Origin of the sequence: Pseudomonas sp. LS44 (genome assembly GCF_024730785.1) — a bacterium.
Taxonomy (GTDB): domain Bacteria; phylum Pseudomonadota; class Gammaproteobacteria; order Pseudomonadales; family Pseudomonadaceae; genus Aquipseudomonas.
The window spans coordinates 3,888,092-3,910,795 of the sequence record NZ_CP102830.1 but is presented as its reverse complement, the minus strand read 5'-3'; the positions used below and the strand labels follow the sequence as shown (position 1 = coordinate 3,910,795).

Here is a 22,704-nt window from a genome sequence, read left to right as displayed (position 1 = left end):
AAGCGGATGGCAGGGCGACTTGAGTGTAGCGGGGTGCACTAGGGCGGAGTGCTCAGCGCTGAATGACCGCCTTGTTCATCCGGCCGACGCGGCGACGGAGGAGTGCCCGCGGCAGCACGCGTGGCAGGAGGCTGAGCAGGCGCGTGCGCCAGCCAGGAATGATGATGGCGCGGTTCTTGTCCAGTGCACGCACGGCGTACAACGCCACTTCCTCGGCGCTCAGCATCCGCTTGCTGTCGCGCATGCGCTGCTCAGCGATACCCGCCTGGCGGTAAAGCGCGCTGCGTGTCGGCCCTGGGCAGAGCGTCGAGACGGTGACGCCATAGTCGCGAAACTCTTCGCGCAGCCCCTCGGAAAGATGCAGCACGTACGCCTTGCTGGCGAAATAGCTGCTCATCCACGGACCGGCCTGGAAGCCGGCCAATGAGGCGACGTTGAGAATCTTCCCGCCGCCCAGAGCGACCATGCTGTTACCCAAGCTGTGGCACAGACGAGTCATGGCCAGCACATTGAGCTCCAGTAGTTGCTGCTCATCGGCCCATTCATGGGCGAGGAAGGAACCACTCAGGCCGATGCCGGCGTTGTTCACCAGCAGGTCGATCTGCCGCTCGCCCTGCTCGAGCTCGAGCAGCAGGCCGGTGAGTTGCAGAGGGTTGCTCAGGTCGCAGACCCGAAACAGCACTTCGACGCCGAACCGTTGAGTCAGCTCGCAGGCGACGCTGTCCAGCGCATCACGCTGGCGCGCCACCAGGATCAGGCTGCGGCCGCGCCGCGCCAGGGCTTCGGCCAACGCCAGGCCGATACCGCGGGAGGCACCTGTGATCAGGGCATAGCGAGGCATACAGTTCTCCGCTAAATAACGCCGGCCGAATGTTGCCGCGCCGATTGATCACTCACCGTAGGGATTGCTCGGCGCCGCAGGCGTAGCGGGTAGTCCTTCGCTGACCTGGTTGCCCAGTTCGCTGAGCGTGGCGAAGCCACCGGAGGCCCCGACTACCACGCCGGCGATAACCACAAGCAGCCACACTGCGCTGAGGATCTTCACCGCCCGGCTATTGGGCGGCGGTGGTGGGCCGAAGCGATTGGGGCCGTTGGTTCCCGGCACCACCAGCATGAGTAACGCCATCACGCTGCCGACCACGGGGATCAGGTTGAGCAGGAACAACCAGCCTGACCAGCCGATATCGTGCAGGCGCTGCACGCCGATCTGCACCGCGACCACCATCATGCCGATGAAAATGCCGAGAAATAGCACACCGCCAACAATGGGGTGGATATTCAGGCCAATCGCCGCGATACCGATCAGGCCACCGGCAGCGAGCATCAGCACCAACGACCAGGCCAGATAGCGCAGCCGGCCGATGCGTCCTTCGACGCCGAACACATTCAGCTCGGCAAACTCCGGCAGAACGTCGCCGACCGGCGCGCGTGGTGGGCTATAGGGGGATTGGCTGGGCAGCTCGGCGGCCATCGGGGCGCCGGCGGCAGGAGAAGGTGTCGCACTGTCGGCTTGACCGTTTTCGGCGATCAGTTGCGCCTGACGGGCCAAGTATTTGTCGATGACGATGCCGCAAGCGGTGCATTCAATTGCCTTGGCCTGTTCCTGAGCACATTTCGGACAAATCATGTATTCGGGCGCTTTGGGCGCCGCGGCGAGCTGTTCTTCCTCGGTGGTGATCAGGCTGAGGCTGGCGGCCATATCGGGCTCTTTGCGCACATTGGCGCCGGCGCGGTTCAGTGCTACTAGGTACTTGTCCACCTGATCGGCCGACAAATCGCGCTTGAGCACCACGGCGCGGTGCTCGAACAGGTGCTCGATGCGGCTGCGATCGCTTTTGAACAGGCGGGCGAGATTGTCTTTGACGGTGTCCAGGGACATATCCGGTAATAGCTCGCCATCGAAGACGATCTTGAAACGGGCCTCGGTCATGCGGGCATCCTTGTCTGCGTCAATAAAGGTGGAGTACTGAGTTGTGGAGAGCGTAGCCGGCTGGCGGGCGGTCCGACAAGCGGACCGCCCGCAATGACTCAGCGTGGCCAGCGTTGGGCAATCGCCGTGCTGTTGGCGAGTGCGGCGCGGTATTCGCGATCGAGGCGTTGAATCAGTTCTTCGACGCTGGGAAGATCGTCAATCTCACCGACCCCCTGGCCGGCCGACCACACGGTTTTCCAGGCCTTGGCCTCATCGCTGACCGGCTTGAGCTTTTCACCGTAGTTCATTTCGCCTTTGTCTTGCAGGCGCTGCAAGTCGTAGCCAGCGCGCTCCAGGCTCTGACGCATAAAGCTCGCCGGGACACCGGAAACCGCCGGGGTATGGATGATGTCGGCAGCTTTGGCGCCAAGAATCATCTGTTTGTAGGCGTCGTCGGCATTGCTTTGCTGCGTGGCGATAAAGCGGGTGCCCAGGTAGGCTAGGTCGGCGCCAAGCATTTGCGCCGCGAGAATTTCATGGCCACGGTTGAGGCAGCCGGAGAGCAGCAGGGTTTTGTCGAAGAACTGGCGGATCTCGGCGATCAGGGCGAACGGACTCCAGGTGCCGGCATGCCCGCCGGCGCCGGCCGCCACCGCAATCAGCCCATCGACGCCGGCTTCGGCGGCTTTTTCCGCATGGCGGCGGGTGGTCACGTCGTGGAAGACCAGCCCGCCGTAACTGTGCACCGCATCCACCACTTCTTTCACCGCGCCAAGGCTGGTGATGACGATAGGCACCTTGTGCTCGGCGCAGATCGCCAGATCAGCCTGCAGGCGCGGATTGCTGTGATGGACGATGAGGTTGACGGCATAGGGTGCCGCATGGTCGTCCAGGCCAGCTTCGATCTCTTCCAGCCAGGCCTTGAAGCCGCTGCTATCGCGCTGATTGAGCGCCGGGAAGCTGCCGACGATGCCGTTGCGACAACAGGCGAGCACCAATTGCGGGTTGGACACCAGGAACATCGGCGCGGCGACGATTGGCAAGCGCAGGCGTTGGTCGAGCAGGGCGGGCAAGGACATGAGTTTTTCCTTTATAGGAGTCAGAACGGTTTGACGACAACCAAGATGACAATGGCGAGTAGGAATAGCACCGGCACTTCGTTCAGCCAGCGGTAGAACACATGGCTGCGGGCGTTCTCGCCGCGGGCGAAACGTTTGAGTTGCGCCCCGCAGATATGGTGGTAGCCAATCAACAGCACCACCAAGAGCAATTTGGCATGCAACCAGCCCATCTTCAGCCAGACCGGGTTGAGGTAGAGCAGCCAGAAACCGAAGATCAAGGTGGCGAGCATCGAGGGCAGCATGATGCCGCGATACAACTTGCGCTCCATCACGCAGAAACGCTCGTGACTGGCGCTGTCGTCGCTCATCGCGTGGTAGACGAACAGGCGCGGGAGGTAGAACAGGCCGGCGAACCAGCAGACCATCGCGATGATATGAAGGGCTTTGAGCCACAGGTAGAGCATGGGATTGCCTCGAGATCGGATAGCCGATAGTAGAGGCAGGGCCGGCGGGCGTCACCAACTTCGCTGGCGGCCGCTGTGGGTGCGGGGCAGTTACTGCTGCTGGCCGCGATCCATACCGATCGCCATACGCGTTTATCGCAGGAAACCGCCTGCCGACTGTCGCGGCCCGCCCTGGCGCGGACGCGATCGGCCTGTTCATGTCCGGCCTTGGCTCTTATCATGGCGGCTTTCAGCAGTTGGCCCGAGTAGGCGGAGTGACGGACAGATGATCAAGGTCGGCATCGTTGGCGGTACAGGTTATACCGGTGTGGAATTGCTGCGGCTGCTGGCCCAGCATCCGCAGGCGCAGGTGGCCGTGATCACTTCGCGTTCGGAAGCCGGGATCAAGGTCGCCGACATGTATCCGAATCTGCGCGGGCACTACGACGACCTGGCCTTCAGCGTGCCTGACGTCGCCACTCTGGGTGCGTGCGATGTGGTGTTTTTCGCCACGCCGCACGGCGTCGCCCACGCGTTGGCTGGCGAGCTGCTCGCCGCCGGCACTAAGGTGATCGATCTGTCTGCCGACTTCCGTCTGCAGGATGCTGCTGAGTGGGCCAAATGGTACGACCAGCCGCATGGCGCCCCGGAGCTGCTCGGTGAGGCGGTGTACGGCTTGCCGGAGGTCAACCGCGAGCGGATCAAGCAGGCGCGTCTGATCGCTGTGCCGGGCTGCTATCCGACCGCCGCGCAATTGGGTTTTTTGCCGCTGTTGGAGGCGGGGCTGGCCGATCCGTCGCGCCTGATCGCCGACTGCAAATCAGGCGTCAGCGGGGCCGGTCGCGGCGCCAAAGTGGGTTCGCTGTTCTGCGAGGCCGGCGAAAGCATGGCGGCCTACTCGGTTAAGGGCCACCGCCATCTGCCAGAAATCAGCCAGGGCCTGCGTCTCGCCGCCAAAGGTGAGGTCGGACTGACGTTTGTACCGCACCTGACCCCGATGATTCGCGGCATCCATGCCACGCTCTACGCTAACGTCGTAGATCGCTCCGTGGACCTGCAGGCGCTATTCGAGCGGCGTTATGCCAATGAGCCTTTCGTCGATGTGATGCCAGCCGGCAGCCATCCGGAAACCCGCAGCGTGCGCGGTGCGAACGTTTGCCGCATCGCCGTGCATCGTCCGCAGGATGGCGATCTGGTGGTAGTGTTGTCGGTCATCGACAATCTGGTCAAAGGGGCTTCCGGCCAGGCCGTGCAGAATATGAACATCCTGTTTGGCGTGGATGAACGCGCGGGGCTGTCTCACGCCGCGCTGCTTCCATAATTGCGTTGAGGCTGGTCAATAGTTGACCAACTTTCTCGGGTAAGCGGATAATGCCTACCCAGTTTCATCTGACGGCTAACTCGCCGGGAGATTGCAGTATGAGCGTCGAAACCTTCACTCCCACCCCCTTGCTGTTTACGCAGGGCGCGGCGGACAAGGTAAAAACCCTTGTCGAGGAAGAAGGAAACGCGCGCCTGAAATTGCGCGTGTTTGTCACCGGCGGCGGCTGTTCGGGCTTCCAGTACGGCTTCACCTTCGATGACGAAGTGGCAGAAGACGACACCATTGTCGAGCGCGAAGGCGTCAGTCTGGTGGTCGATCCCATGAGCTTCCAATATCTGGCCGGTGCCGAGGTGGATTATCAGGAAGGCCTCGAAGGATCGCGTTTCGTGATCAAGAATCCGAATGCCACCACGACCTGCGGCTGTGGCTCGTCCTTCTCGATCTAGCCTGCTCAGCGTCAATCGCAACGCCGTGCCCAGTGCACGGCGTTGTTGTTTCTAGGTGCTGGAAATATGGTCAGGCGGGATAGATGGCGCCGAGAATACGTAGGCCGCGAGCGCCTGTGACGCTGGGCCGGTTGGCGGCAATGCCTTCCAGGCAGCAATGCGCTAACCAGGCGAACGCCATGGCCTCAACCCAGTCGGGTGGTACGCCATAGTCGGCGGTGCTGCTGACTTGGGTCTTCGGTAGGAAGGCCGCGAGCCGTGCCATTAGTGCGCCGTTATGCGCACCACCGCCACAAACCAGCAGGCGGGTGACGTCCGGCTGGGCGACGAGCAGTGACTCGACGATGCTCTGGGCAGTCATTTCCAGCAGCGTGGCCTGCACGTCTTCTGCGGCAAAGCTCGGCAGTTGGCGCAGGTGCTGTTCCAGCCAGGGCAGATTGAACAGCTCCCGACCGGTGCTTTTCGGGCCACGCCCTTGAAAGAAGGGATCGCTGAGCAGCGCCCCCAAGAGCGTCGGTTGCACCTGGCCGCTGGCGGCCCAGGCGCCATTACGGTCAAAGCTGGCGCCTTGCTGATGTTGGATCCAAGCGTCCATGAGGACATTCCCAGGTCCGCAATCAAAGCCGCGTACGGACTGCTGCGGCTCCAGCAGGCTGAGGTTGCTGAAGCCGCCGATATTCAGCACGGCTTGCGGGGTCTTACCGTCATCGAACAACGCTTCATGGAATGCCGGTACCAACGGCGCACCTTGGCCGCCGGCTGCCACATCGCGGCGACGGAAATCGGCCACCACGCTGATCCCGCTTAGCTCGGCGAGCAGCGCGGGGTTGCCGATCTGCACAGTGAAGCCGCGGCTCGGTTCATGGCGCACGGTCTGGCCGTGACTGCCGATCGCACGGATGTCTGCTGCGTGCAGGTTCTGAGCGGTGAGAAGGGCGTGAATACCTTGAGCGGCGAGGCTTGCCCACTGTTGTTCGGCAAGCGCCGCGCGGGCCAGCTCATCCGGGCCGGACGCGCAGAGGGCGAGCAACTCGCTGCGCAACGCGGTTGGCATCGGCAGATAGTGAGTGGCCAGGAGATGAGGTTGTTCGCTGTGCTCGAGCAGCGCGATGTCCAGTCCGTCCAGGCTGGTCCCAGACATAACCCCAATATAGAGAGGCATGGTTAGCGCTTGTTCAGCGCCAGCATGGTGGCCTTTTCCTGATCCATGCGCGCCAGTAGCGGTTTGCTTTGCTGCATGAAACGCTGTTTTTCTGTGCGGGCGATCGGGTCAGCCATGGGCAGCTTGCGGCTCAGCGGGTCGACATGGGCGCCATTGACCTGGAATTCATAGTGCAAGTGCGGGCCGGTCGAAAGGCCGGTGGTACCGATGTAGCCGATGATCTGCCCCTGCCTGACTTGGCTGCCGGTGCGCACGCCTTTGGCAAAACCGTTCATATGTCCGTACAGGGTGCGGTAGCTGTTGCCGTGCTGGATGATGATGGTGTTGCCATATCCACCGCGGCGCCCCGCCAGAAGCACCTTCCCGTCGCCGGCAGCTTTGATTGGCGTGCCGCGTGGGGCGGCGTAATCGACACCTTTATGGGCGCGGATCTTGTTCAGGATCGGATGCTTGCGGCCCATGGAGAAGCGCGAGCTGATGCGGGCGAAATCCACTGGCGTGCGAATGAAGGCCTTGCGCATGCTATTGCCGTCGGCGGTGTAGTAGCTGCTGATCCCCTGTTTGTTGGTGTAGCGCACTGCGGTGTAGAGCTTGCCACGGTTGATGAATCGGGCGGCGAGAATGCTGCCGGTGCCGACGCGCTTGGCGTTGACCACCTTCTCTTCGTAGATCACCTCGAATTCGTCACCTTCACGGATGTCTTGGGCGAAGTCGATGTCGTAGCCAAATGCGTTGGCTAGCTCCATCGTCAAGTCATGCGACATCCCCGCGCGTTTAGCCGAAAGGAATAAGGAGCTGTCGATAATGCCGCGGGAGTAGGCGTTGCGCACCTCCGGCTTGGTCAGTTCGCGTTTGAACGCGAAGCCTTTATCGCTTTTGGTCAGGCTGATGCTTTCCAGATCGCTGAGTTTGCTGTGCAGGCTGTTGAGTTGGCCGCTCGGGTCTAGCTGGAACTCCAGCATTTGACCGACCTTCAGCTGGCCAAAGCGTTTCGCATCCTTGCTGCTGTTGACCACGCTATGCACATCATTGGACGTTAAGCCCACTTTGGCAAAAAGCGTGGACAAGGTGTCTCCGTTGGCCACGGTGATGGCGCGGTGGCCAGGGTCGGATGGCGGCGGTTGTGTGGCGGTAAGGGGGGCGGGGGTGTTCGGTGTTTGATCCGCGTCTTGTTCGGCGCTGTTTTTATCGTTTACAGAACTCTCGATCTGGGCGAATGGCGAGGTGTCCTGAGGTGCGGGAAGGGTCTCGGATCGAAGGTCGTCCTTCTCCTGCAAAACCCGCTCCGTGCCGTTATCGAGCTCGAGATTCAGATGGGTTTTCTTGGCCTCGACTTCGCGCGAAGGGAAGACCAGCAGGGCAAGGCTCAGGAGGGCTGCAACGCCACTCGCGGCCAGGATATGGCTTTTGGGGTAGAGCGGCGGCGCTTTGGATTTGGTATTGGTCATAAGCAATTTTGACTTTGAAGAGATGAAAAGGATGACTATGAAAATGAAGAAGATGAAATAACTGTATAAAATATAACCAAAATCGCTCTAGGGCAACCCTTTGGCGCGGTCTTTCATCGGCTGTCGCGGTGCCGGGCAAAACTTGTAATTAGTTGGTGATCTTGTATGGTTGATCCCCTTTTTCTGGGTGGTTACAGGTCTGTCATGAAGTCGGTCGAAGAGCAGCTGGCGCTGATCAAGCGCGGAGCGGAAGAGGTTCTAGTTGAGGCGGAGCTGATTGAAAAGCTGCAGCGCGGTCAGCCGCTGCGTATTAAGGCAGGCTTCGATCCAACCGCGCCGGATCTGCATTTAGGCCACACCGTCCTTATTAATAAGTTGCGCCAGTTCCAAGAGCTCGGGCATCAGGTGATTTTCCTGATCGGCGATTTCACCGGCATGATCGGTGATCCAAGTGGCAAAAGCGCCACGCGTCCGCCTTTGACTCGTGAGCAGGTCTTGGAGAATGCGGAAACGTATAAGACTCAGGTCTTCAAGATTCTCGATCCGGCAAAGACCGAGGTGGCATTCAACTCGACTTGGATGGATCTGCTGACTCCGGCGGATTTCATTCGCCTAGCATCGCAGTACACCGTGGCGCGGATGCTTGAGCGGGATGATTTCGATAAGCGCTACTCGAGCAATCAGCCTATCGCCATCCATGAGTTCCTCTATCCGCTTGTGCAGGGTTATGACTCGGTTGCGTTGCGAGCGGACGTGGAGCTCGGTGGCACCGATCAGAAATTCAATCTCCTGATGGGGCGCGAATTGCAGCGCGCCTACGGCCAGTCGTCCCAATGCATTGTCACCATGCCTTTGTTGGAAGGCTTGGATGGCGTGAAGAAGATGTCGAAGTCTCTTGGGAACTATGTCGGCATCCAGGAAGCGCCGGGCGCGATGTACAGCAAGTTGGTTTCCATCCCGGACACATTAATGTGGCGTTATTTCGAGCTTCTGAGCTTTCGCTCAATGGAAGAAATCGAAAGTCTTAAGAATGATGTTCGCCAAGGCGCCAATCCGCGCGATATCAAGATCCAGTTGGCGGAAGAGATCGTCGCGCGCTTTCACGGTCAGGAGGCTGCGGCGATTGCCCATCGCGCGGCGGGCAATCGTATGAAGGAGGGTGAGCTTCCGGAGGATTTGCCCGAGCAGGAGCTGATGTCGGTGGAGGATATGCCGATTGCTTCCGTCCTTAATAAGGCAGGCTTGGTAAAGAATGCTGCAGTTGCTCGGGATCTGCTGGCATCCGGCGGTGTGCGTGTTGATGGTCAGGTCGTGGATCGGGGTTTCGTATTCCGGCTCGGCCAGACTCATGTTTGTCAGGCGGGGAAGAGGGCGTTTGCTCGAATTTCGTTGAAAGCAGAGTAATCGTTAAATTAGCTGTTGACGTGTCGTTCTGTGGCCCTATAATGCGCACCACTTCTGGCGCAGTCCTGATGTAAAATTTCTTGTTAATCAAAAGGTTAGCGTGAATTATCGGGGGTGTTGGAGGGTTCGATCAGGATGGTCGAGGTAGTGAAAAGAGGTGGTTGACAGTGTCGAATGATGCTGTAAGATTCGCCTCCCGCTACCGAGATGCGAAATGCTGATTGGAAGCGCAAGCGGTTGAAGTAGAAAAGAAATTTTCGAAACTGCTTGACGGAATGAGGAGCTGCTGTAGAATGCGCGCCTCGGTTGAGACGAAAGACTTAACCAACTGCTCTTTAACAACTTGAATCAAGCAATTCGTGTGGGTGCTTGTGGAGTAAGACTGGTGGTCGAGATGATTATCAGCAACACAAGTAACACTCGTGAATTCGAGAGTTTATTTGCGATTGCTGAGCCAAGTTTAGGGTTTTCTCAAAACCCAAGCAGTATTGAACTGAAGAGTTTGATCATGGCTCAGATTGAACGCTGGCGGCAGGCCTAACACATGCAAGTCGAGCGGTAGAGGGGTGCTTGCACTCCTTGAGAGCGGCGGACGGGTGAGTAATGCCTAGGAATCTGCCTGTTAGTGGGGGGATAACGTTCGGAAACGGACGCTAATACCGCATACGTCCTACGGGAGAAAGTGGGGGGATCTTCGGACCTCACGCTAACAGATGAGCCTAGGTCGGATTAGCTAGTTGGTGAGGTAAAGGCTCACCAAGGCGACGATCCGTAACTGGTCTGAGAGGATGATCAGTCACACTGGAACTGAGACACGGTCCAGACTCCTACGGGAGGCAGCAGTGGGGAATATTGGACAATGGGCGAAAGCCTGATCCAGCCATGCCGCGTGTGTGAAGAAGGTCTTCGGATTGTAAAGCACTTTAAGTTGGGAGGAAGGGCATTAACCTAATACGTTAGTGTTTTGACGTTACCGACAGAATAAGCACCGGCTAACTTCGTGCCAGCAGCCGCGGTAATACGAAGGGTGCAAGCGTTAATCGGAATTACTGGGCGTAAAGCGCGCGTAGGTGGTTTGATAAGTTGGATGTGAAAGCCCTGGGCTCAACCTGGGAACTGCATCCAAAACTGTCTGACTAGAGTACGGTAGAGGGTGGTGGAATTTCCTGTGTAGCGGTGAAATGCGTAGATATAGGAAGGAACACCAGTGGCGAAGGCGACCACCTGGACTGATACTGACACTGAGGTGCGAAAGCGTGGGGAGCAAACAGGATTAGATACCCTGGTAGTCCACGCCGTAAACGATGTCGACTAGCCGTTGGGTTCCTTGAGAACTTAGTGGCGCAGCTAACGCATTAAGTCGACCGCCTGGGGAGTACGGCCGCAAGGTTAAAACTCAAATGAATTGACGGGGGGCCCGCACAAGCGGTGGAGCATGTGGTTTAATTCGAAGCAACGCGAAGAACCTTACCTGGCCTTGACATCTACAGAACTTTCCAGAGATGGATTGGTGCCTTCGGGAACTGTAAGACAGGTGCTGCATGGCTGTCGTCAGCTCGTGTCGTGAGATGTTGGGTTAAGTCCCGTAACGAGCGCAACCCTTGTCCTTAGTTACCAGCACGTTATGGTGGGCACTCTAAGGAGACTGCCGGTGACAAACCGGAGGAAGGTGGGGATGACGTCAAGTCATCATGGCCCTTACGGCCAGGGCTACACACGTGCTACAATGGTCGGTACAGAGGGTTGCCAAGCCGCGAGGTGGAGCTAATCCCACAAAACCGATCGTAGTCCGGATCGCAGTCTGCAACTCGACTGCGTGAAGTCGGAATCGCTAGTAATCGTGAATCAGAATGTCACGGTGAATACGTTCCCGGGCCTTGTACACACCGCCCGTCACACCATGGGAGTGGGTTGCACCAGAAGTAGCTAGTCTAACCGCAAGGGGGGACGGTTACCACGGTGTGATTCATGACTGGGGTGAAGTCGTAACAAGGTAGCCGTAGGGGAACCTGCGGCTGGATCACCTCCTTAATCGAAGACTTCAGCTTCTTCATAAGTTCCCACACGAATTGCTTGATTCACTTGCGAAAAGCGATTGGGTTTAGACCCGAGAGTGAGACGATTGGGTCTGTAGCTCAGTTGGTTAGAGCGCACCCCTGATAAGGGTGAGGTCGGCAGTTCGAATCTGCCCAGACCCACCAATTGTCAAGGGATGTGGCCGGTCATTAGATGGGGCCATAGCTCAGCTGGGAGAGCGCCTGCTTTGCACGCAGGAGGTCAGGAGTTCGATCCTCCTTGGCTCCACCATCCTCATGAAAATCGCTGAAAGCACAGAATTGAAGACTTATGAGTGAGTCTTGAATTCTGGTCTTTGCGCCAGAACTGTTCTTTAAAAAATTTGGGTATGTGATAGAAGTAGACCAATTAGTCACTTTCACTGGTGGTTAATTGCGTCAAGGTAAAATTTGTGAGTTCAAGCGCAAATTTTCGGCGAATGTCGTCTTCACGTTTGAGACAGTAACCAGATTGCTTGGGGTTATATGGTCAAGTGAAGAAGCGCATACGGTGGATGCCTTGGCAGTCAGAGGCGATGAAAGACGTGGTAGCCTGCGATAAGCTTCGGGGAGTCGGCAAACAGACTTTGATCCGGAGATCTCTGAATGGGGGGAACCCAGCCATCATAAGATGGTTATCTTGTACTGAATACATAGGTGCAAGAGGCGAACCAGGGGGAACTGAAACATCTAAGTACCCTGAGGAAAAGAAATCAACCGAGATTCCCTTAGTAGTGGCGAGCGAACGGGGATTAGCCCTTAAGCTTCTTTGATTTTAGCGGAACGCTCTGGAAAGTGCGGCCATAGTGGGTGATAGCCCCGTACGCGAAAAGATCTTAGAAGTGAAATCGAGTAGGACGGAGCACGAGAAACTTTGTCTGAATATGGGGGGGACCATCCTCCAAGGCTAAATACTACTGACTGACCGATAGTGAACTAGTACCGTGAGGGAAAGGCGAAAAGAACCCCCGGAGAGGGGAGTGAAATAGATCCTGAAACCGTATGCGTACAAGCAGTGGGAGCCCACTTTGTTGGGTGACTGCGTACCTTTTGTATAATGGGTCAGCGACTTATATTCAGTGGCGAGCTTAACCGAATAGGGGAGGCGTAGCGAAAGCGAGTCTTAATAGGGCGTTTAGTCGCTGGGTATAGACCCGAAACCGGGCGATCTATCCATGGGCAGGTTGAAGGTTAGGTAACACTGACTGGAGGACCGAACCGACTACCGTTGAAAAGTTAGCGGATGACCTGTGGATCGGAGTGAAAGGCTAATCAAGCTCGGAGATAGCTGGTTCTCCTCGAAAGCTATTTAGGTAGCGCCTCGTGTATCACTGCTGGGGGGTAGAGCACTGTTTCGGCTAGGGGGTCATCCCGACTTACCAAACCGATGCAAACTCCGAATACCAGCAAGTGTCAGCACGGGAGACACACGGCGGGTGCTAACGTCCGTCGTGAAAAGGGAAACAACCCAGACCGTCAGCTAAGGTCCCAAAGTTATGGTTAAGTGGGAAACGATGTGGGAAGGCTTAGACAGCTAGGAGGTTGGCTTAGAAGCAGCCACCCTTTAAAGAAAGCGTAATAGCTCACTAGTCGAGTCGGCCTGCGCGGAAGATGTAACGGGGCTCAAACCATACACCGAAGCTACGGGTTCATCTTAGGATGAGCGGTAGAGGAGCGTTCTGTAAGCCTGTGAAGGTGAGTTGAGAAGCTTGCTGGAGGTATCAGAAGTGCGAATGCTGACATGAGTAACGACAATGGGTGTGAAAAACACCCACGCCGAAAGACCAAGGGTTCCTGCGCAACGTTAATCGACGCAGGGTTAGTCGGTCCCTAAGGCGAGGCTGAAAAGCGTAGTCGATGGGAAACAGGTTAATATTCCTGTACTTCTAGTTACTGCGATGGAGGGACGGAGAAGGCTAGGCCAGCTTGGCGTTGGTTGTCCAAGTTTAAGGTTGTAGGCTGAGATCTTAGGTAAATCCGGGATCTTAAGGCTGAGAGCTGATGACGAGCGCTCTTTTAGAGCGTGAAGTGGTTGATGCCATGCTTCCAAGAAAAGCTTCTAAGCTTCAGGTAACTAGGAACCGTACCCCAAACCGACACAGGTGGTTGGGTAGAGAATACCAAGGCGCTTGAGAGAACTCGGGTGAAGGAACTAGGCAAAATGGCACCGTAACTTCGGGAGAAGGTGCGCCGGTGAGGGTGAAGGACTTGCTCCGTAAGCTCATGCCGGTCGAAGATACCAGGCCGCTGCGACTGTTTATTAAAAACACAGCACTCTGCAAACACGAAAGTGGACGTATAGGGTGTGACGCCTGCCCGGTGCCGGAAGGTTAATTGATGGGGTTAGCGCAAGCGAAGCTCTTGATCGAAGCCCCGGTAAACGGCGGCCGTAACTATAACGGTCCTAAGGTAGCGAAATTCCTTGTCGGGTAAGTTCCGACCTGCACGAATGGCGTAACGATGGCGGCGCTGTCTCCACCCGAGACTCAGTGAAATTGAAATCGCTGTGAAGATGCAGTGTATCCGCGGCTAGACGGAAAGACCCCGTGAACCTTTACTATAGCTTTGCACTGGACTTTGAATTTGCTTGTGTAGGATAGGTGGGAGGCTTTGAAGCGTGGACGCCAGTTCGCGTGGAGCCAATCTTGAAATACCACCCTGGCAACTTTGAGGTTCTAACTCTGGTCCGTTATCCGGATCGAGGACAGTGTATGGTGGGTAGTTTGACTGGGGCGGTCTCCTCCTAAAGAGTAACGGAGGAGTACGAAGGTGCGCTCAGACCGGTCGGAAATCGGTCGTAGAGTATAAAGGCAAAAGCGCGCTTGACTGCGAGACAGACACGTCGAGCAGGTACGAAAGTAGGTCTTAGTGATCCGGTGGTTCTGTATGGAAGGGCCATCGCTCAACGGATAAAAGGTACTCCGGGGATAACAGGCTGATACCGCCCAAGAGTTCATATCGACGGCGGTGTTTGGCACCTCGATGTCGGCTCATCACATCCTGGGGCTGAAGCCGGTCCCAAGGGTATGGCTGTTCGCCATTTAAAGTGGTACGCGAGCTGGGTTTAGAACGTCGTGAGACAGTTCGGTCCCTATCTGCCGTGGACGTTTGAGATTTGAGAGGGGGCTGACCTTAGTACGAGAGGACCGGGTTGGACGAACCTCTGGTGTTCCGGTTGTCACGCCAGTGGCATTGCCGGGTAGCTACGTTCGGAAAAGATAACCGCTGAAAGCATCTAAGCGGGAAACTTGCCTCAAGATGAGATCTCACTGGAGCCTTGAGCTCCCTAAAGGGCCGTCGAAGACTACGACGTTGATAGGTTGGGTGTGTAAGCGCTGTGAGGCGTTGAGCTAACCAATACTAATTGCCCGTGAGGCTTGACCATATAACACCCAAACAATTTGCGTGTTAGACGTCGAAGCCGACAATAAACCGAAAATTTGCAAGAACTCGCAATACCGCCGCAAGGCTCTATCACACACCCATTCGGGATGGCGTCTAACCACGACATCCCAACCCAATTGCTTGACGACCATAGAGCGTCGGAACCACCTGATCCCATCCCGAACTCAGTAGTGAAACGACTCATCGCCGATGGTAGTGTGGGGTCTCCCCATGTGAGAGTAGGTCATCGTCAAGCTTCTATCCCAAACCCCCGATTCGCTCACGCGAATCGGGGGTTTGTCTTTGTGCGAAGGAAAATCTTATCCGCCGATTTCTAGGCAAGCGATATGGGCGTCGCTATCATGCCTGCCTCTTCGTGAGGCGTTGTTCGTATGTCGACTTTATTAAAGCTTTTGCAGGATGGCCGCTTTCATTCAGGCGAGGCGCTCGGCGCGCAGCTGGGGATTAGCCGCAGCGCTGTATGGAAGCAGCTACAGCAGCTTGAGATTAATTTGCGAATTCGTATTCATAAGGTGCGTGGGCGGGGTTATCGGCTCGCTGACCCTTTAGTCCTACTAGATGCTGATCAATTATCCAGGCAGGCTAATGCCGAATTCTGGCCTTTTATCCTTCTTGATAGTGTCGATTCGACAAATGCCGAGGCTTTACGTTATGTAGGTCGCGGAATGGATGCGCCGTTTGCTGTGCTCGCGGAACGCCAGGTTTCAGGTCGGGGGCGACGGGGTCGGAGTTGGGCTAGTCCGTATGCGGAGAATATTTACTACAGTCTTGCCCTCCAAGTTGAGGGCGGTGCTCGTCAGCTTGAAGGGCTGAGTCTCGTTGTAGGTCTGGCGGTAATGTGGGCGCTGAGGGATGTCGGGGTGCCGCAGGTCGGATTGAAATGGCCTAATGACTTGCTGGTGAGTGGACGCAAGATCGCTGGTATTTTGCTCGAGCTTTCGGGGGACCCGGCGGATATTTGTCACGTCGTGATGGGTATTGGCGTCAATGTGAACATGGGGGTTAGTGTTGATGAAATTGGGCAGCCTTGGACCTCTATTCGACTTGAGTCTGGGCAGGTGTGTGATCGAAATAATTTCGTCATTTGTTTGAGTCGGCGGTTGGCTGAGTACTTGAAGCGTCATTCAAATAGCGGCTTTCCTAGTCTGCGTTCGGAGTGGGAGGCCAATCATCTGTGGCAAGGTCGTAATGTGCTGCTCGAGGCTGGTGCGCAGCGCATTGAGGGGCGCATTCTGGGGGTTGATCAGTGTGGCGCGTTGCGCTTGGAGGTTGAGGGGCGGGAGCATTCTTTCAGTGGCGGTGAGCTCAGTTTGAGGTTGCGTGATGATTCTTGAGCTTGACTGCGGCAATAGTTTTATCAAGTGGCGGGTGCTGTATGCGCAGGGCGCAGGTTGCATGGTCGCGGGGGTGGTGGATTCAGTGGTGGATCTGGCAAGTGCCCTCAATGGAGTTGCTGGGCTCAAGCTGGATCATGCGCGGCTAGTGAGTGTGCGCAGCGATGCCGAGACGGCAGAGTTGATCGATTTTTTGACCCGAAGTTTTCCGGTGGAAGTGCAAAGTGCGGAGCCCGCTACTGTGCTAGCTGGCGTCCAGAACGGCTACTATGAATTTGAGCGGCTAGGGCTGGATCGATGGTTGGCAATTTTGGGGGCATATCATGAGGCGGATGGCGCCTGTTTGGTTTTGGATCTCGGAACGGCTGTAACGTCTGATTTCGTATCCGCTGCTGGTGAGCACTTGGGGGGATTTATCTGTCCTGGCATGCCATTGCTGCGAAATCAGTTAAGAACACACACACGGCGAATCCGTTACGATGATGCGGCGGCCGAGCAGGCGTTATCCACCTTGCGACCTGGGCGTTCAACGGTGGAGGCTGTCGAGCGCGGGTGTTCGCTTATGCTTCGTGGGTTCGTGCAAACCCAGCTTGAGCTTGCCGAAGGTTACTGGGGTTCTAGCTTTAAGGTCTTTCTAACCGGGGGTGATGCGCTTCTGGCCAAGGAAATGCTTCCGGGGGCGCTGGTTATGCCGGATTTAATATTTGTCGGGCTGGCGATTGCCTGCCCGCTACCTTGAGGTTGTCGATGCGCTGGTTGTTCTTGCTTCTGCTGATTCTGAATCTGTTTTATTACATTTGGCATCAGCAACAGACTCCTTTGAAAATTAAAGAAATTCCATCGCTGAGCCTATATCAAGGGGCTAAGCAAGATATCCGCCTGCTTGGCGAGGCGGGCGCGGCGAAGGTGCCTCGCGCACAGGAAGGCCAGGATATTGTCACTGGCATCGCGGATGTTTGTTTATTCCTGGGAGGATTTGAGCGGGAAGATTTGGCGCGGGAGGTAGAGCAGCGATTAATAAGCTTGGATGTTCAGCCGAATCTCCAGTCGGTAGATGCTCCGGCGGGGTTGGACTTTTGGGTCTATTTGCCGCCATTGGCTTCGCGAGATGCCTCATTGCGCCAGTTGCGCGAGCTGCAGGCGCGCAAGATTGATAGCTACATCATTACTCAGGGCGATCTTTCCAATGGTATCTCCTTAGGGATATTTCCGCGAAGTGAATCGGCTGAGAGTGTAGTTCAGCGGCTGCGTGAGGCTGGTTACGAGCCTTTGATGCGCGAGCTGCCGCGTGCTCACCGGAGTTATTGGGTGCGTGTGGCTCCAGGCAGTCGCACCCTTATAAATGATGAAATGCTTCAGGTGTTGGCGGCCGATTTTTCTGGCTTGCAACATCAGCTAATGCCGTGTGAAAGCGTTGCAACGCCGCGATAGTTTGAATAGAATGGCGCCCGCTTCGCAGGTTGGTCATCAAACGCCAAGTTGTTGGGCTGCTGTCAAATGTAGCTAACCTCAAGATTTTAATGAGAAATTGCTTGACAGCAGGGTGGCATGAGTTAAGAATGCCGCCTCCCGTTGGAGGGGTTCCCGAGCGGCCAAAGGGATCAGACTGTAAATCTGACGTCATCGACTTCGAAGGTTCGAATCCTTCCCCCTCCACCAAGTTTAAGCGTGAGCTTCAGGCTCTGCGGGTATAGTTCAGTGGTAGAACCTCAGCCTTCCAAGCTGATGATGCGGGTTCGATTCCCGCTACCCGCTCCAGGTTTGATGTTCGGGCAAAGTGTTAGGCTCATGTAGCTCAGCTGGTAGAGCACACCCTTGGTAAGGGTGAGGTCAGCGGTTCAAATCCGCTCATGAGCTCCATACAAACAAAGGCAGATATGAAGATATCTGCCTTTGTTTTAATGGTTGGATTACTCGATAAATACTCTTCTCGGAGGCGTACTCGATGGCTAAGGAAAAGTTCGAACGTAATAAGCCGCACGTCAACGTAGGCACCATCGGTCACGTCGACCATGGTAAAACCACTCTGACTGCTGCTCTGACTCGCGTTTGCTCCGAGGTTTTCGGTAGCGCCCGTGTCGACTTCGACAAGATCGATAGCGCTCCGGAAGAAAAAGCACGCGGCATCACCATCAACACCGCGCACGTCGAGTACGACTCGGCCGTTCGCCACTACGCGCACGTTGACTGCCCGGGCCACGCTGACTATGTGAAGAACATGATCACTGGTGCTGCACAGATGGACGGCGCGATCCTGGTTTGCTCGGCTGCCGACGGCCCGATGCCGCAGACTCGCGAGCACATTCTGCTGTCCCGTCAGGTAGGCGTTCCGTACATTGTCGTGTTCCTGAACAAGGCTGACATGGTTGATGATGCTGAGCTGCTAGAGCTGGTTGAGATGGAGGTTCGTGATCTGCTGTCCACCTATGATTTCCCGGGTGACGACACGCCGATCATCATCGGCTCCGCGCTGATGGCTCTGAACGGCCAAGACGACAACGAGATGGGTACCACTGCGGTCAAGAAGCTGGTTGAAACTTTGGACAGCTACATTCCTGAGCCGATCCGTGCCATCGACAAGCCGTTCCTGATGCCGATCGAAGACGTATTCTCCATCTCCGGCCGCGGTACCGTGGTTACCGGTCGTGTTGAGCGCGGGATCGTTAAGATCCAGGAAGAAATCGAGATCGTTGGTCTGCGTGACACCACCAAGACCACCTGCACCGGTGTTGAGATGTTCCGTAAGCTGCTCGACGAAGGTCGTGCTGGTGAGAACTGCGGTATCCTGCTGCGCGGCACCAAGCGTGACGACGTAGAGCGTGGTCAGGTTCTGGCCAAGCCGGGCACCATCAAGCCGCACACCAAGTTCGAAGCTGAAGTGTACGTACTGTCCAAAGAAGAAGGTGGTCGTCATACCCCGTTCTTCAAGGGCTACCGTCCGCAGTTCTACTTCCGTACTACTGACGTGACTGGCAACTGCGAGCTGCCGGAAGGCGTTGAGATGGTAATGCCGGGCGACAACGTCAAGATGGTTGTTACCCTGATCAAGCCGATCGCCATGGAAGATGGCCTGCGTTTCGCAATTCGCGAAGGCGGCCGTACCGTTGGTGCTGGCGTGGTTGCTAAGGTCGTCGAGTAATCGGTTGATCTCATTTCCTCGGGCCGGCATAATGGTCGGCCTGATTTGTTTTAGGTCAGTAGCTCAATTGGCAGAGCGACGGTCTCCAAAACCGTAGGTTGGGGGTTCGATTCCCTCCTGACCTGCCAGATTTATCTGGCATGTCTTTTACAGGATCCTCGTATATGAATGCTAAGGCTGAGGCCAGAGATTCACGCTTTGATCTGCTGAAGTGGGTGGTTGTCGCTGCTTTGGTTGTCGTCGGCGTGGTCGGTAATCAGTACTTCTCCAGCGAGCCGATTCTGTACCGCGTTCTCGGGTTGTTGGTTTTGGCAGTGGTGGCGGTATTTGCGGCGCTGCAAACTAGCAAAGGCCGGCTCTTCTTCGGTTTGTTGAAGGAGGCCCGGGTAGAGATTCGCAAGGTTGTTTGGCCGACTCGCCAGGAGACGATGCAGACTACTCTCATCGTTGTCGCTGTTGTTCTCGTTATGGCGCTGCTGTTGTGGGGGCTTGATTCCCTGCTGGGTTGGCTTGTCTCTTGGATTGTTGGCTAAAGGTGTCCCGTGGCTAAGCGTTGGTACGTTGTGCATGCTTACTCGGGTTACGAGAAGCATGTAATGCGCTCTCTGGTAGAGCGCGTGAAGCTGGCCGGCATGGAAGATGGTTTTGGTGAAATTCTGGTCCCCACCGAAGAGGTGGTAGAGATGCGGAATGGCCAGAAGCGCAAAAGCGAGCGCAAATTCTTTCCAGGCTATGTGCTGGTTCAGATGGATATGAACGAGGGTACTTGGCACTTGGTCAAGGATACTCCTCGGGTCATGGGTTTCATTGGTGGTACTGCTGACAAGCCGGCCCCGATCACTGATAAAGAGGCAGAAGCTATTCTGCGTCGAGTCGCTGATGGCAGTGATAAGCCGAAACCCAAAACGCTCTTCGAGCCAGGCGAAATGGTCCGCGTCACTGACGGTCCTTTTGCGGATTTCAGTGGTGTCGTCGAAGAAGTCAATTACGAGAAAAGCCGGATTCAGGTTGCTGTGACTATCTTTGGTCGCTCAACTCCGGTCGAGTTGGAGTTCAGTCAGGTCGAAAAGGCGTAACTGAAAAGGCATCCCTTACCCCGCAGTCAATGACTGCGGGGTTTTGTCGTCACTGGGATAAATGCGTAGATATCTGGGGAGCTGCAAGGCGCTTGTACCCAAATTTGGAGTAGCTCATGGCTAAGAAGATTCAAGCTTATATCAAGCTGCAAGTGAAGGCCGCTCAGGCAAATCCGTCGCCGCCTGTTGGTCCGGCTCTCGGTCAGCATGGCGTGAACATCATGGAGTTCTGCAAGGCGTTCAACGCCCGGACCCAGGGCATGGAACCTGGCCTGCCGACTCCAGTGATCATCACTGTTTACAGCGACCGTAGTTTCACGTTCGAAACCAAAAGCACCCCCGCTTCGGTTCTACTGAAGAAGGCTGCAGGTTTGACTAGCGGTTCTGCGCGTCCGAATACCGTCAAAGTCGGTACTGTGACCCGTGCTCAGCTGGAAGAGATCGCCAAAACCAAAACTGCCGATCTGACTGCTGCTGATCTGGATGCGGCTGTACGTACCATTGCTGGCTCCGCGCGCAGCATGGGCCTGAACGTGGAGGGTGTGTAAATGGCTAAGTTGACTAAGCGCCAGAAGGCCATTGCCGCCAAGATCGAGGCAGGTAAAGCCTACGGTTTCGAAGAAGCCGCTGCCCTGCTGAGCGAGCTGTCCGCTGTCAAGTTCACCGAGTCCGTTGATGTTGCTGTGAACCTCGGCGTTGATCCGCGTAAATCTGACCAGGTCGTTCGTAGCGCTACCGTGCTGCCGCACGGCACTGGCAAGACTGTGCGTGTAGCCGTCTTCACTCAGGGTCCGGCTGCTGAAGCTGCCCTGGCTGCCGGCGCTGATCGCGTAGGCATGGACGATCTGGCTGCCGACATGAAAGCCGGCGACCTGAACTATGACGTGGTAATCGCTTCTCCGGATGCGATGCGCGTTGTTGGTCAGTTGGGTCAGGTGCTCGGCCCGCGCGGCCTGATGCCGAACCCGAAGGTCGGTACTGTGACTCCGGACGTGGCTACTGCGGTTAAGAACGCAAAGGCCGGTCAGGTTCGCTACCGCACCGACAAGAACGGCATCATCCACACCTCCGTTGGCAAGGTTGGCTTTGAAGCCGGCAAGCTGAAGGAAAACGTGGAAGCGCTGATCGCCGATCTCAAGCGTTTGAAGCCGGCTTCTTCGAAAGGCATCTACATCAAGCGTGTGACTCTGAGCACCACTATGGGTCCAGGTCTGCTGATCGATCAGGCTTCGCTGGAAGCGTAATGCATAAGTGGTTGGTGGGGATTGCCCTGCCGACCCAATTATTGGGGTCCCTGCCTGGCGGGGGCTATCCAAGACCGTAGGCGGCGCAAGTCTTAAACCTGGGAAGCGATTCCCTACAGCCTACGCAGATGGTGCTCCCGATTCCTTACCGAATCAGACACCAAAACGTCGCCTGGCTTCGGTCGGGCGAACCGGTAACATCCAGGAGTAAACCCGTGGCAATTAAACTCGAAGACAAAAAAGCCATCGTCGCTGAAGTCAACGAGGCTGCCAAAGCCGCTCTGTCTGCTGTCGTGGCTGATGCCCGTGGCGTGACTGTCGGCGCAATGACCGGACTCCGTAAAGAGGCCCGCGAAGCTGGCGTATACGTACGTGTTGTGCGTAACACCCTGCTGCGCCGCGCTGTTGAAGGCACTCAATATGATGTGCTCAACGACGTGTTCAAAGGCCCGACCCTGATTGCGTTCTCCAACGAACATCCGGGCGCTGCTGCTCGCCTGTTCAAAGAGTTCTCCAAGGGTCAGGACAAGTTCGAGATCAAGGCAGCTGCGTTCGAGGGCAAGTTCCTCGCAGCTAATCAGATCGACGTACTGGCAACTCTGCCGACTTACAACGAAGCCATTTCTCAGCTGATGAGCGTGATTCAAGGCGCTACCAGCAAGTTGGCTCGTACTTTGGCAGCTGTTCGCGACCAGAAAGAAGCTGCCGCCGCCTAAGGCTGTGCATTCTTTCTCAAGCTTATTTGTTTAATTTGACGGCCGCGCAGGCTGTCCCCCCAATACAGGAATTAGAGTCATGGCTCTGTCGAACGAAGACATCATCGAAGCAATCGGCCAGAAAACCGTTCTGGAAGTTGTTGAACTGATCAAAGCAATGGAAGAGAAATTCGGCGTTACCGCTGCTGCTGCTGCTGCTGCAGGTCCGGCCGCTGCTGCTGCTGTTGTTGAAGAGCAAACCGAGTTCAACGTTGTTCTGCTCGAAGCTGGCGAGAAGAAAGTTAACGTCATCAAGGCTGTTCGCGAACTGACCGGTCTGGGCCTGAAAGAAGCCAAGGCTGTAGTTGACGGTGCTCCTGGCGTGGTCAAAGAAGCTGTGTCGAAAGACGAAGCTGAAGCTGCCAAGAAAGCTCTGGAAGAAGCAGGCGCCAAAGTCGAGCTCAAGTAAGCGACGACCTTGCGTCTACAGCCTGAGCGTTTCGCGTAAGGCTGATGGCTGGTGGCGAGTGCCACCGGCCTTTTTCCGTTCTAGTTGG

General features: G+C 56.4%; 19 protein-coding genes, 6 tRNA genes and 3 rRNA genes. 22 read left to right on the top strand and 6 right to left on the bottom strand.

Annotated features, from left to right (window positions below):
- Positions 1-52 precede the first annotated feature (52 nt).
- From NVV93_RS17625 to hemJ, 4 genes are all read right to left on the bottom strand, one after another.
- Positions 53-841, bottom strand: coding sequence for an SDR family oxidoreductase (locus NVV93_RS17625; RefSeq protein ID WP_258251927.1), 789 nt, complete (start codon positions 839-841; stop codon positions 53-55).
- Positions 842-889: 48 nt separating this feature from the next.
- A complete protein-coding gene (locus NVV93_RS17620; protein ID WP_258251925.1) occupies positions 890-1,930 on the bottom strand; it encodes a DUF805 domain-containing protein in 1,041 nt (346 codons plus the stop codon).
- A gap of 98 nt (positions 1,931-2,028) precedes the next feature.
- On the bottom strand, positions 2,029-2,991 hold the full coding sequence (locus tag NVV93_RS17615; protein WP_258251922.1) for a nitronate monooxygenase family protein: 963 nt from the start codon (positions 2,989-2,991) through the stop codon (positions 2,029-2,031).
- Between the two features lie 20 nt (positions 2,992-3,011).
- Complete coding sequence (gene hemJ, locus NVV93_RS17610) at positions 3,012-3,437, bottom strand: protoporphyrinogen oxidase HemJ (RefSeq protein WP_258251921.1); 426 nt, start codon at positions 3,435-3,437, stop codon at positions 3,012-3,014.
- A 265-nt stretch (positions 3,438-3,702) separates the two neighbouring features.
- On the opposite strand from hemJ, the gene argC reads away from it, so the two are divergent.
- Both argC and erpA read left to right on the top strand, forming a co-directional pair.
- On the top strand, positions 3,703-4,737 hold the full coding sequence (gene argC, locus NVV93_RS17605; RefSeq protein WP_258251920.1) for an N-acetyl-gamma-glutamyl-phosphate reductase: 1,035 nt from the start codon (positions 3,703-3,705) through the stop codon (positions 4,735-4,737).
- Between the two features lie 98 nt (positions 4,738-4,835).
- Complete coding sequence (erpA, locus tag NVV93_RS17600) at positions 4,836-5,186, top strand: iron-sulfur cluster insertion protein ErpA (RefSeq protein ID WP_258251919.1); 351 nt, start codon at positions 4,836-4,838, stop codon at positions 5,184-5,186.
- 70 nt (positions 5,187-5,256) lie between these two features.
- Here the strand turns inward: erpA and NVV93_RS17595 are convergent, their stop codons facing one another.
- Together NVV93_RS17595 and NVV93_RS17590 are read right to left on the bottom strand one after the other, a co-directional pair.
- Positions 5,257-6,348, bottom strand: coding sequence for an anhydro-N-acetylmuramic acid kinase (locus tag NVV93_RS17595; RefSeq protein ID WP_258251918.1), 1,092 nt, complete (start codon positions 6,346-6,348; stop codon positions 5,257-5,259).
- 2 nt (positions 6,349-6,350) lie between these two features.
- On the bottom strand, positions 6,351-7,796 hold the full coding sequence (locus NVV93_RS17590; RefSeq protein ID WP_258251917.1) for a peptidoglycan DD-metalloendopeptidase family protein: 1,446 nt from the start codon (positions 7,794-7,796) through the stop codon (positions 6,351-6,353).
- 204 nt (positions 7,797-8,000) lie between these two features.
- Between NVV93_RS17590 and tyrS the strand changes: the two genes are divergently transcribed.
- The 20 genes from tyrS (at position 8,001) to rplL (ending at position 22,616) form a co-directional block, all read left to right on the top strand.
- Positions 8,001-9,200 carry a tyrosine--tRNA ligase gene (gene tyrS, locus NVV93_RS17585; protein WP_258254407.1) on the top strand — a complete coding sequence of 400 codons (1,200 nt, stop codon included), beginning with the start codon at positions 8,001-8,003 and terminating at the stop codon, positions 9,198-9,200.
- 490 nt (positions 9,201-9,690) lie between these two features.
- Positions 9,691-11,231, top strand: a 16S ribosomal RNA gene (locus NVV93_RS17580).
- A gap of 93 nt (positions 11,232-11,324) precedes the next feature.
- Positions 11,325-11,401: transfer RNA gene (locus NVV93_RS17575), tRNA-Ile, on the top strand.
- Positions 11,402-11,431: 30 nt separating this feature from the next.
- A tRNA-Ala gene (locus NVV93_RS17570) sits at positions 11,432-11,507 on the top strand.
- Between the two features lie 235 nt (positions 11,508-11,742).
- A 23S ribosomal RNA gene (locus tag NVV93_RS17565) occupies positions 11,743-14,639 on the top strand.
- Positions 14,640-14,778: 139 nt separating this feature from the next.
- A 5S ribosomal RNA gene (rrf, locus tag NVV93_RS17560) occupies positions 14,779-14,894 on the top strand.
- Together the 16S, 23S and 5S rRNA genes with 2 tRNA genes alongside form the textbook arrangement of a ribosomal RNA operon.
- A gap of 136 nt (positions 14,895-15,030) precedes the next feature.
- Complete coding sequence (gene birA, locus NVV93_RS17555) at positions 15,031-15,993, top strand: bifunctional biotin--[acetyl-CoA-carboxylase] ligase/biotin operon repressor BirA (RefSeq protein WP_258251916.1); 963 nt, start codon at positions 15,031-15,033, stop codon at positions 15,991-15,993.
- Entirely contained in the window at positions 15,983-16,732 is a 750-nt protein-coding gene (locus tag NVV93_RS17550; RefSeq protein ID WP_258251915.1) for a pantothenate kinase, read from the top strand. Before birA ends, NVV93_RS17550 begins: the two co-directional genes overlap by 11 nt.
- 8 nt (positions 16,733-16,740) lie before the next feature.
- Positions 16,741-17,424, top strand: a complete 684-nt coding sequence (locus tag NVV93_RS17545; protein WP_258251914.1) for an SPOR domain-containing protein — start codon at positions 16,741-16,743, stop codon at positions 17,422-17,424.
- A 143-nt stretch (positions 17,425-17,567) separates the two neighbouring features.
- Positions 17,568-17,652, top strand: a tRNA-Tyr gene (locus NVV93_RS17540).
- Between the two features lie 25 nt (positions 17,653-17,677).
- Positions 17,678-17,751: transfer RNA gene (locus NVV93_RS17535), tRNA-Gly, on the top strand.
- A gap of 26 nt (positions 17,752-17,777) precedes the next feature.
- A tRNA-Thr gene (locus NVV93_RS17530) sits at positions 17,778-17,853 on the top strand.
- Positions 17,854-17,938: 85 nt separating this feature from the next.
- Positions 17,939-19,132: an elongation factor Tu gene (gene tuf / locus NVV93_RS17525; RefSeq protein ID WP_258251913.1), complete on the top strand. Its 1,194-nt coding sequence runs from the start codon at positions 17,939-17,941 to the stop codon at positions 19,130-19,132.
- A gap of 52 nt (positions 19,133-19,184) precedes the next feature.
- A tRNA-Trp gene (locus tag NVV93_RS17520) sits at positions 19,185-19,260 on the top strand.
- Positions 19,261-19,296: 36 nt separating this feature from the next.
- Positions 19,297-19,665: a preprotein translocase subunit SecE gene (gene secE / locus NVV93_RS17515; RefSeq protein WP_258251912.1), complete on the top strand. Its 369-nt coding sequence runs from the start codon at positions 19,297-19,299 to the stop codon at positions 19,663-19,665.
- Positions 19,666-19,674: 9 nt separating this feature from the next.
- Positions 19,675-20,208, top strand: coding sequence for a transcription termination/antitermination protein NusG (gene nusG, locus NVV93_RS17510; RefSeq protein WP_258251911.1), 534 nt, complete (start codon positions 19,675-19,677; stop codon positions 20,206-20,208).
- A gap of 116 nt (positions 20,209-20,324) precedes the next feature.
- On the top strand, positions 20,325-20,756 hold the full coding sequence (rplK, locus tag NVV93_RS17505) for a 50S ribosomal protein L11 (RefSeq protein ID WP_258251910.1): 432 nt from the start codon (positions 20,325-20,327) through the stop codon (positions 20,754-20,756).
- The gene (gene rplA, locus NVV93_RS17500; RefSeq protein WP_258251908.1) at positions 20,757-21,452 is read left to right on the top strand and encodes a 50S ribosomal protein L1; all 696 of its coding nucleotides are present in this window, start codon (positions 20,757-20,759) and stop codon (positions 21,450-21,452) included. It begins immediately after the preceding gene.
- 215 nt (positions 21,453-21,667) lie between these two features.
- Positions 21,668-22,168, top strand: a complete 501-nt coding sequence (rplJ, locus tag NVV93_RS17495; RefSeq protein WP_258251906.1) for a 50S ribosomal protein L10 — start codon at positions 21,668-21,670, stop codon at positions 22,166-22,168.
- A gap of 79 nt (positions 22,169-22,247) precedes the next feature.
- Entirely contained in the window at positions 22,248-22,616 is a 369-nt protein-coding gene (rplL, locus tag NVV93_RS17490) for a 50S ribosomal protein L7/L12 (protein ID WP_258251905.1), read from the top strand.
- Positions 22,617-22,704: the final 88 nt, after the last annotated feature.

What these genes read in the sequence shown, in the direction of transcription:
- argC (WP_258251920.1), top strand. Translation starts at nt 3,703, where the DNA reads ATGATCAAGGTCGGCATCGTTGGCGGTACAGGTTATACCGGTGTGGAA.
- NVV93_RS17615 (WP_258251922.1), bottom strand. Translation starts at nt 2,991, where the DNA reads ATGTCCTTGCCCGCCCTGCTCGACCAACGCCTGCGCTTGCCAATCGTC.
- NVV93_RS17620 (WP_258251925.1), bottom strand. Translation starts at nt 1,930, where the DNA reads ATGACCGAGGCCCGTTTCAAGATCGTCTTCGATGGCGAGCTATTACCG.
- birA (WP_258251916.1), top strand. Translation starts at nt 15,031, where the DNA reads ATGTCGACTTTATTAAAGCTTTTGCAGGATGGCCGCTTTCATTCAGGC.
- rplA (WP_258251908.1), top strand. Translation starts at nt 20,757, where the DNA reads ATGGCTAAGTTGACTAAGCGCCAGAAGGCCATTGCCGCCAAGATCGAG.
- tuf (WP_258251913.1), top strand. Translation starts at nt 17,939, where the DNA reads ATGGCTAAGGAAAAGTTCGAACGTAATAAGCCGCACGTCAACGTAGGC.
- NVV93_RS17545 (WP_258251914.1), top strand. Translation starts at nt 16,741, where the DNA reads ATGCGCTGGTTGTTCTTGCTTCTGCTGATTCTGAATCTGTTTTATTAC.
- rplK (WP_258251910.1), top strand. Translation starts at nt 20,325, where the DNA reads ATGGCTAAGAAGATTCAAGCTTATATCAAGCTGCAAGTGAAGGCCGCT.
- NVV93_RS17590 (WP_258251917.1), bottom strand. Translation starts at nt 7,796, where the DNA reads ATGACCAATACCAAATCCAAAGCGCCGCCGCTCTACCCCAAAAGCCAT.
- rplL (WP_258251905.1), top strand. Translation starts at nt 22,248, where the DNA reads ATGGCTCTGTCGAACGAAGACATCATCGAAGCAATCGGCCAGAAAACC.
- secE (WP_258251912.1), top strand. Translation starts at nt 19,297, where the DNA reads ATGAATGCTAAGGCTGAGGCCAGAGATTCACGCTTTGATCTGCTGAAG.
- NVV93_RS17625 (WP_258251927.1), bottom strand. Translation starts at nt 841, where the DNA reads ATGCCTCGCTATGCCCTGATCACAGGTGCCTCCCGCGGTATCGGCCTG.
- erpA (WP_258251919.1), top strand. Translation starts at nt 4,836, where the DNA reads ATGAGCGTCGAAACCTTCACTCCCACCCCCTTGCTGTTTACGCAGGGC.
- tyrS (WP_258254407.1), top strand. Translation starts at nt 8,001, where the DNA reads ATGAAGTCGGTCGAAGAGCAGCTGGCGCTGATCAAGCGCGGAGCGGAA.
- hemJ (WP_258251921.1), bottom strand. Translation starts at nt 3,437, where the DNA reads ATGCTCTACCTGTGGCTCAAAGCCCTTCATATCATCGCGATGGTCTGC.
- NVV93_RS17550 (WP_258251915.1), top strand. Translation starts at nt 15,983, where the DNA reads ATGATTCTTGAGCTTGACTGCGGCAATAGTTTTATCAAGTGGCGGGTG.
- NVV93_RS17595 (WP_258251918.1), bottom strand. Translation starts at nt 6,348, where the DNA reads ATGCCTCTCTATATTGGGGTTATGTCTGGGACCAGCCTGGACGGACTG.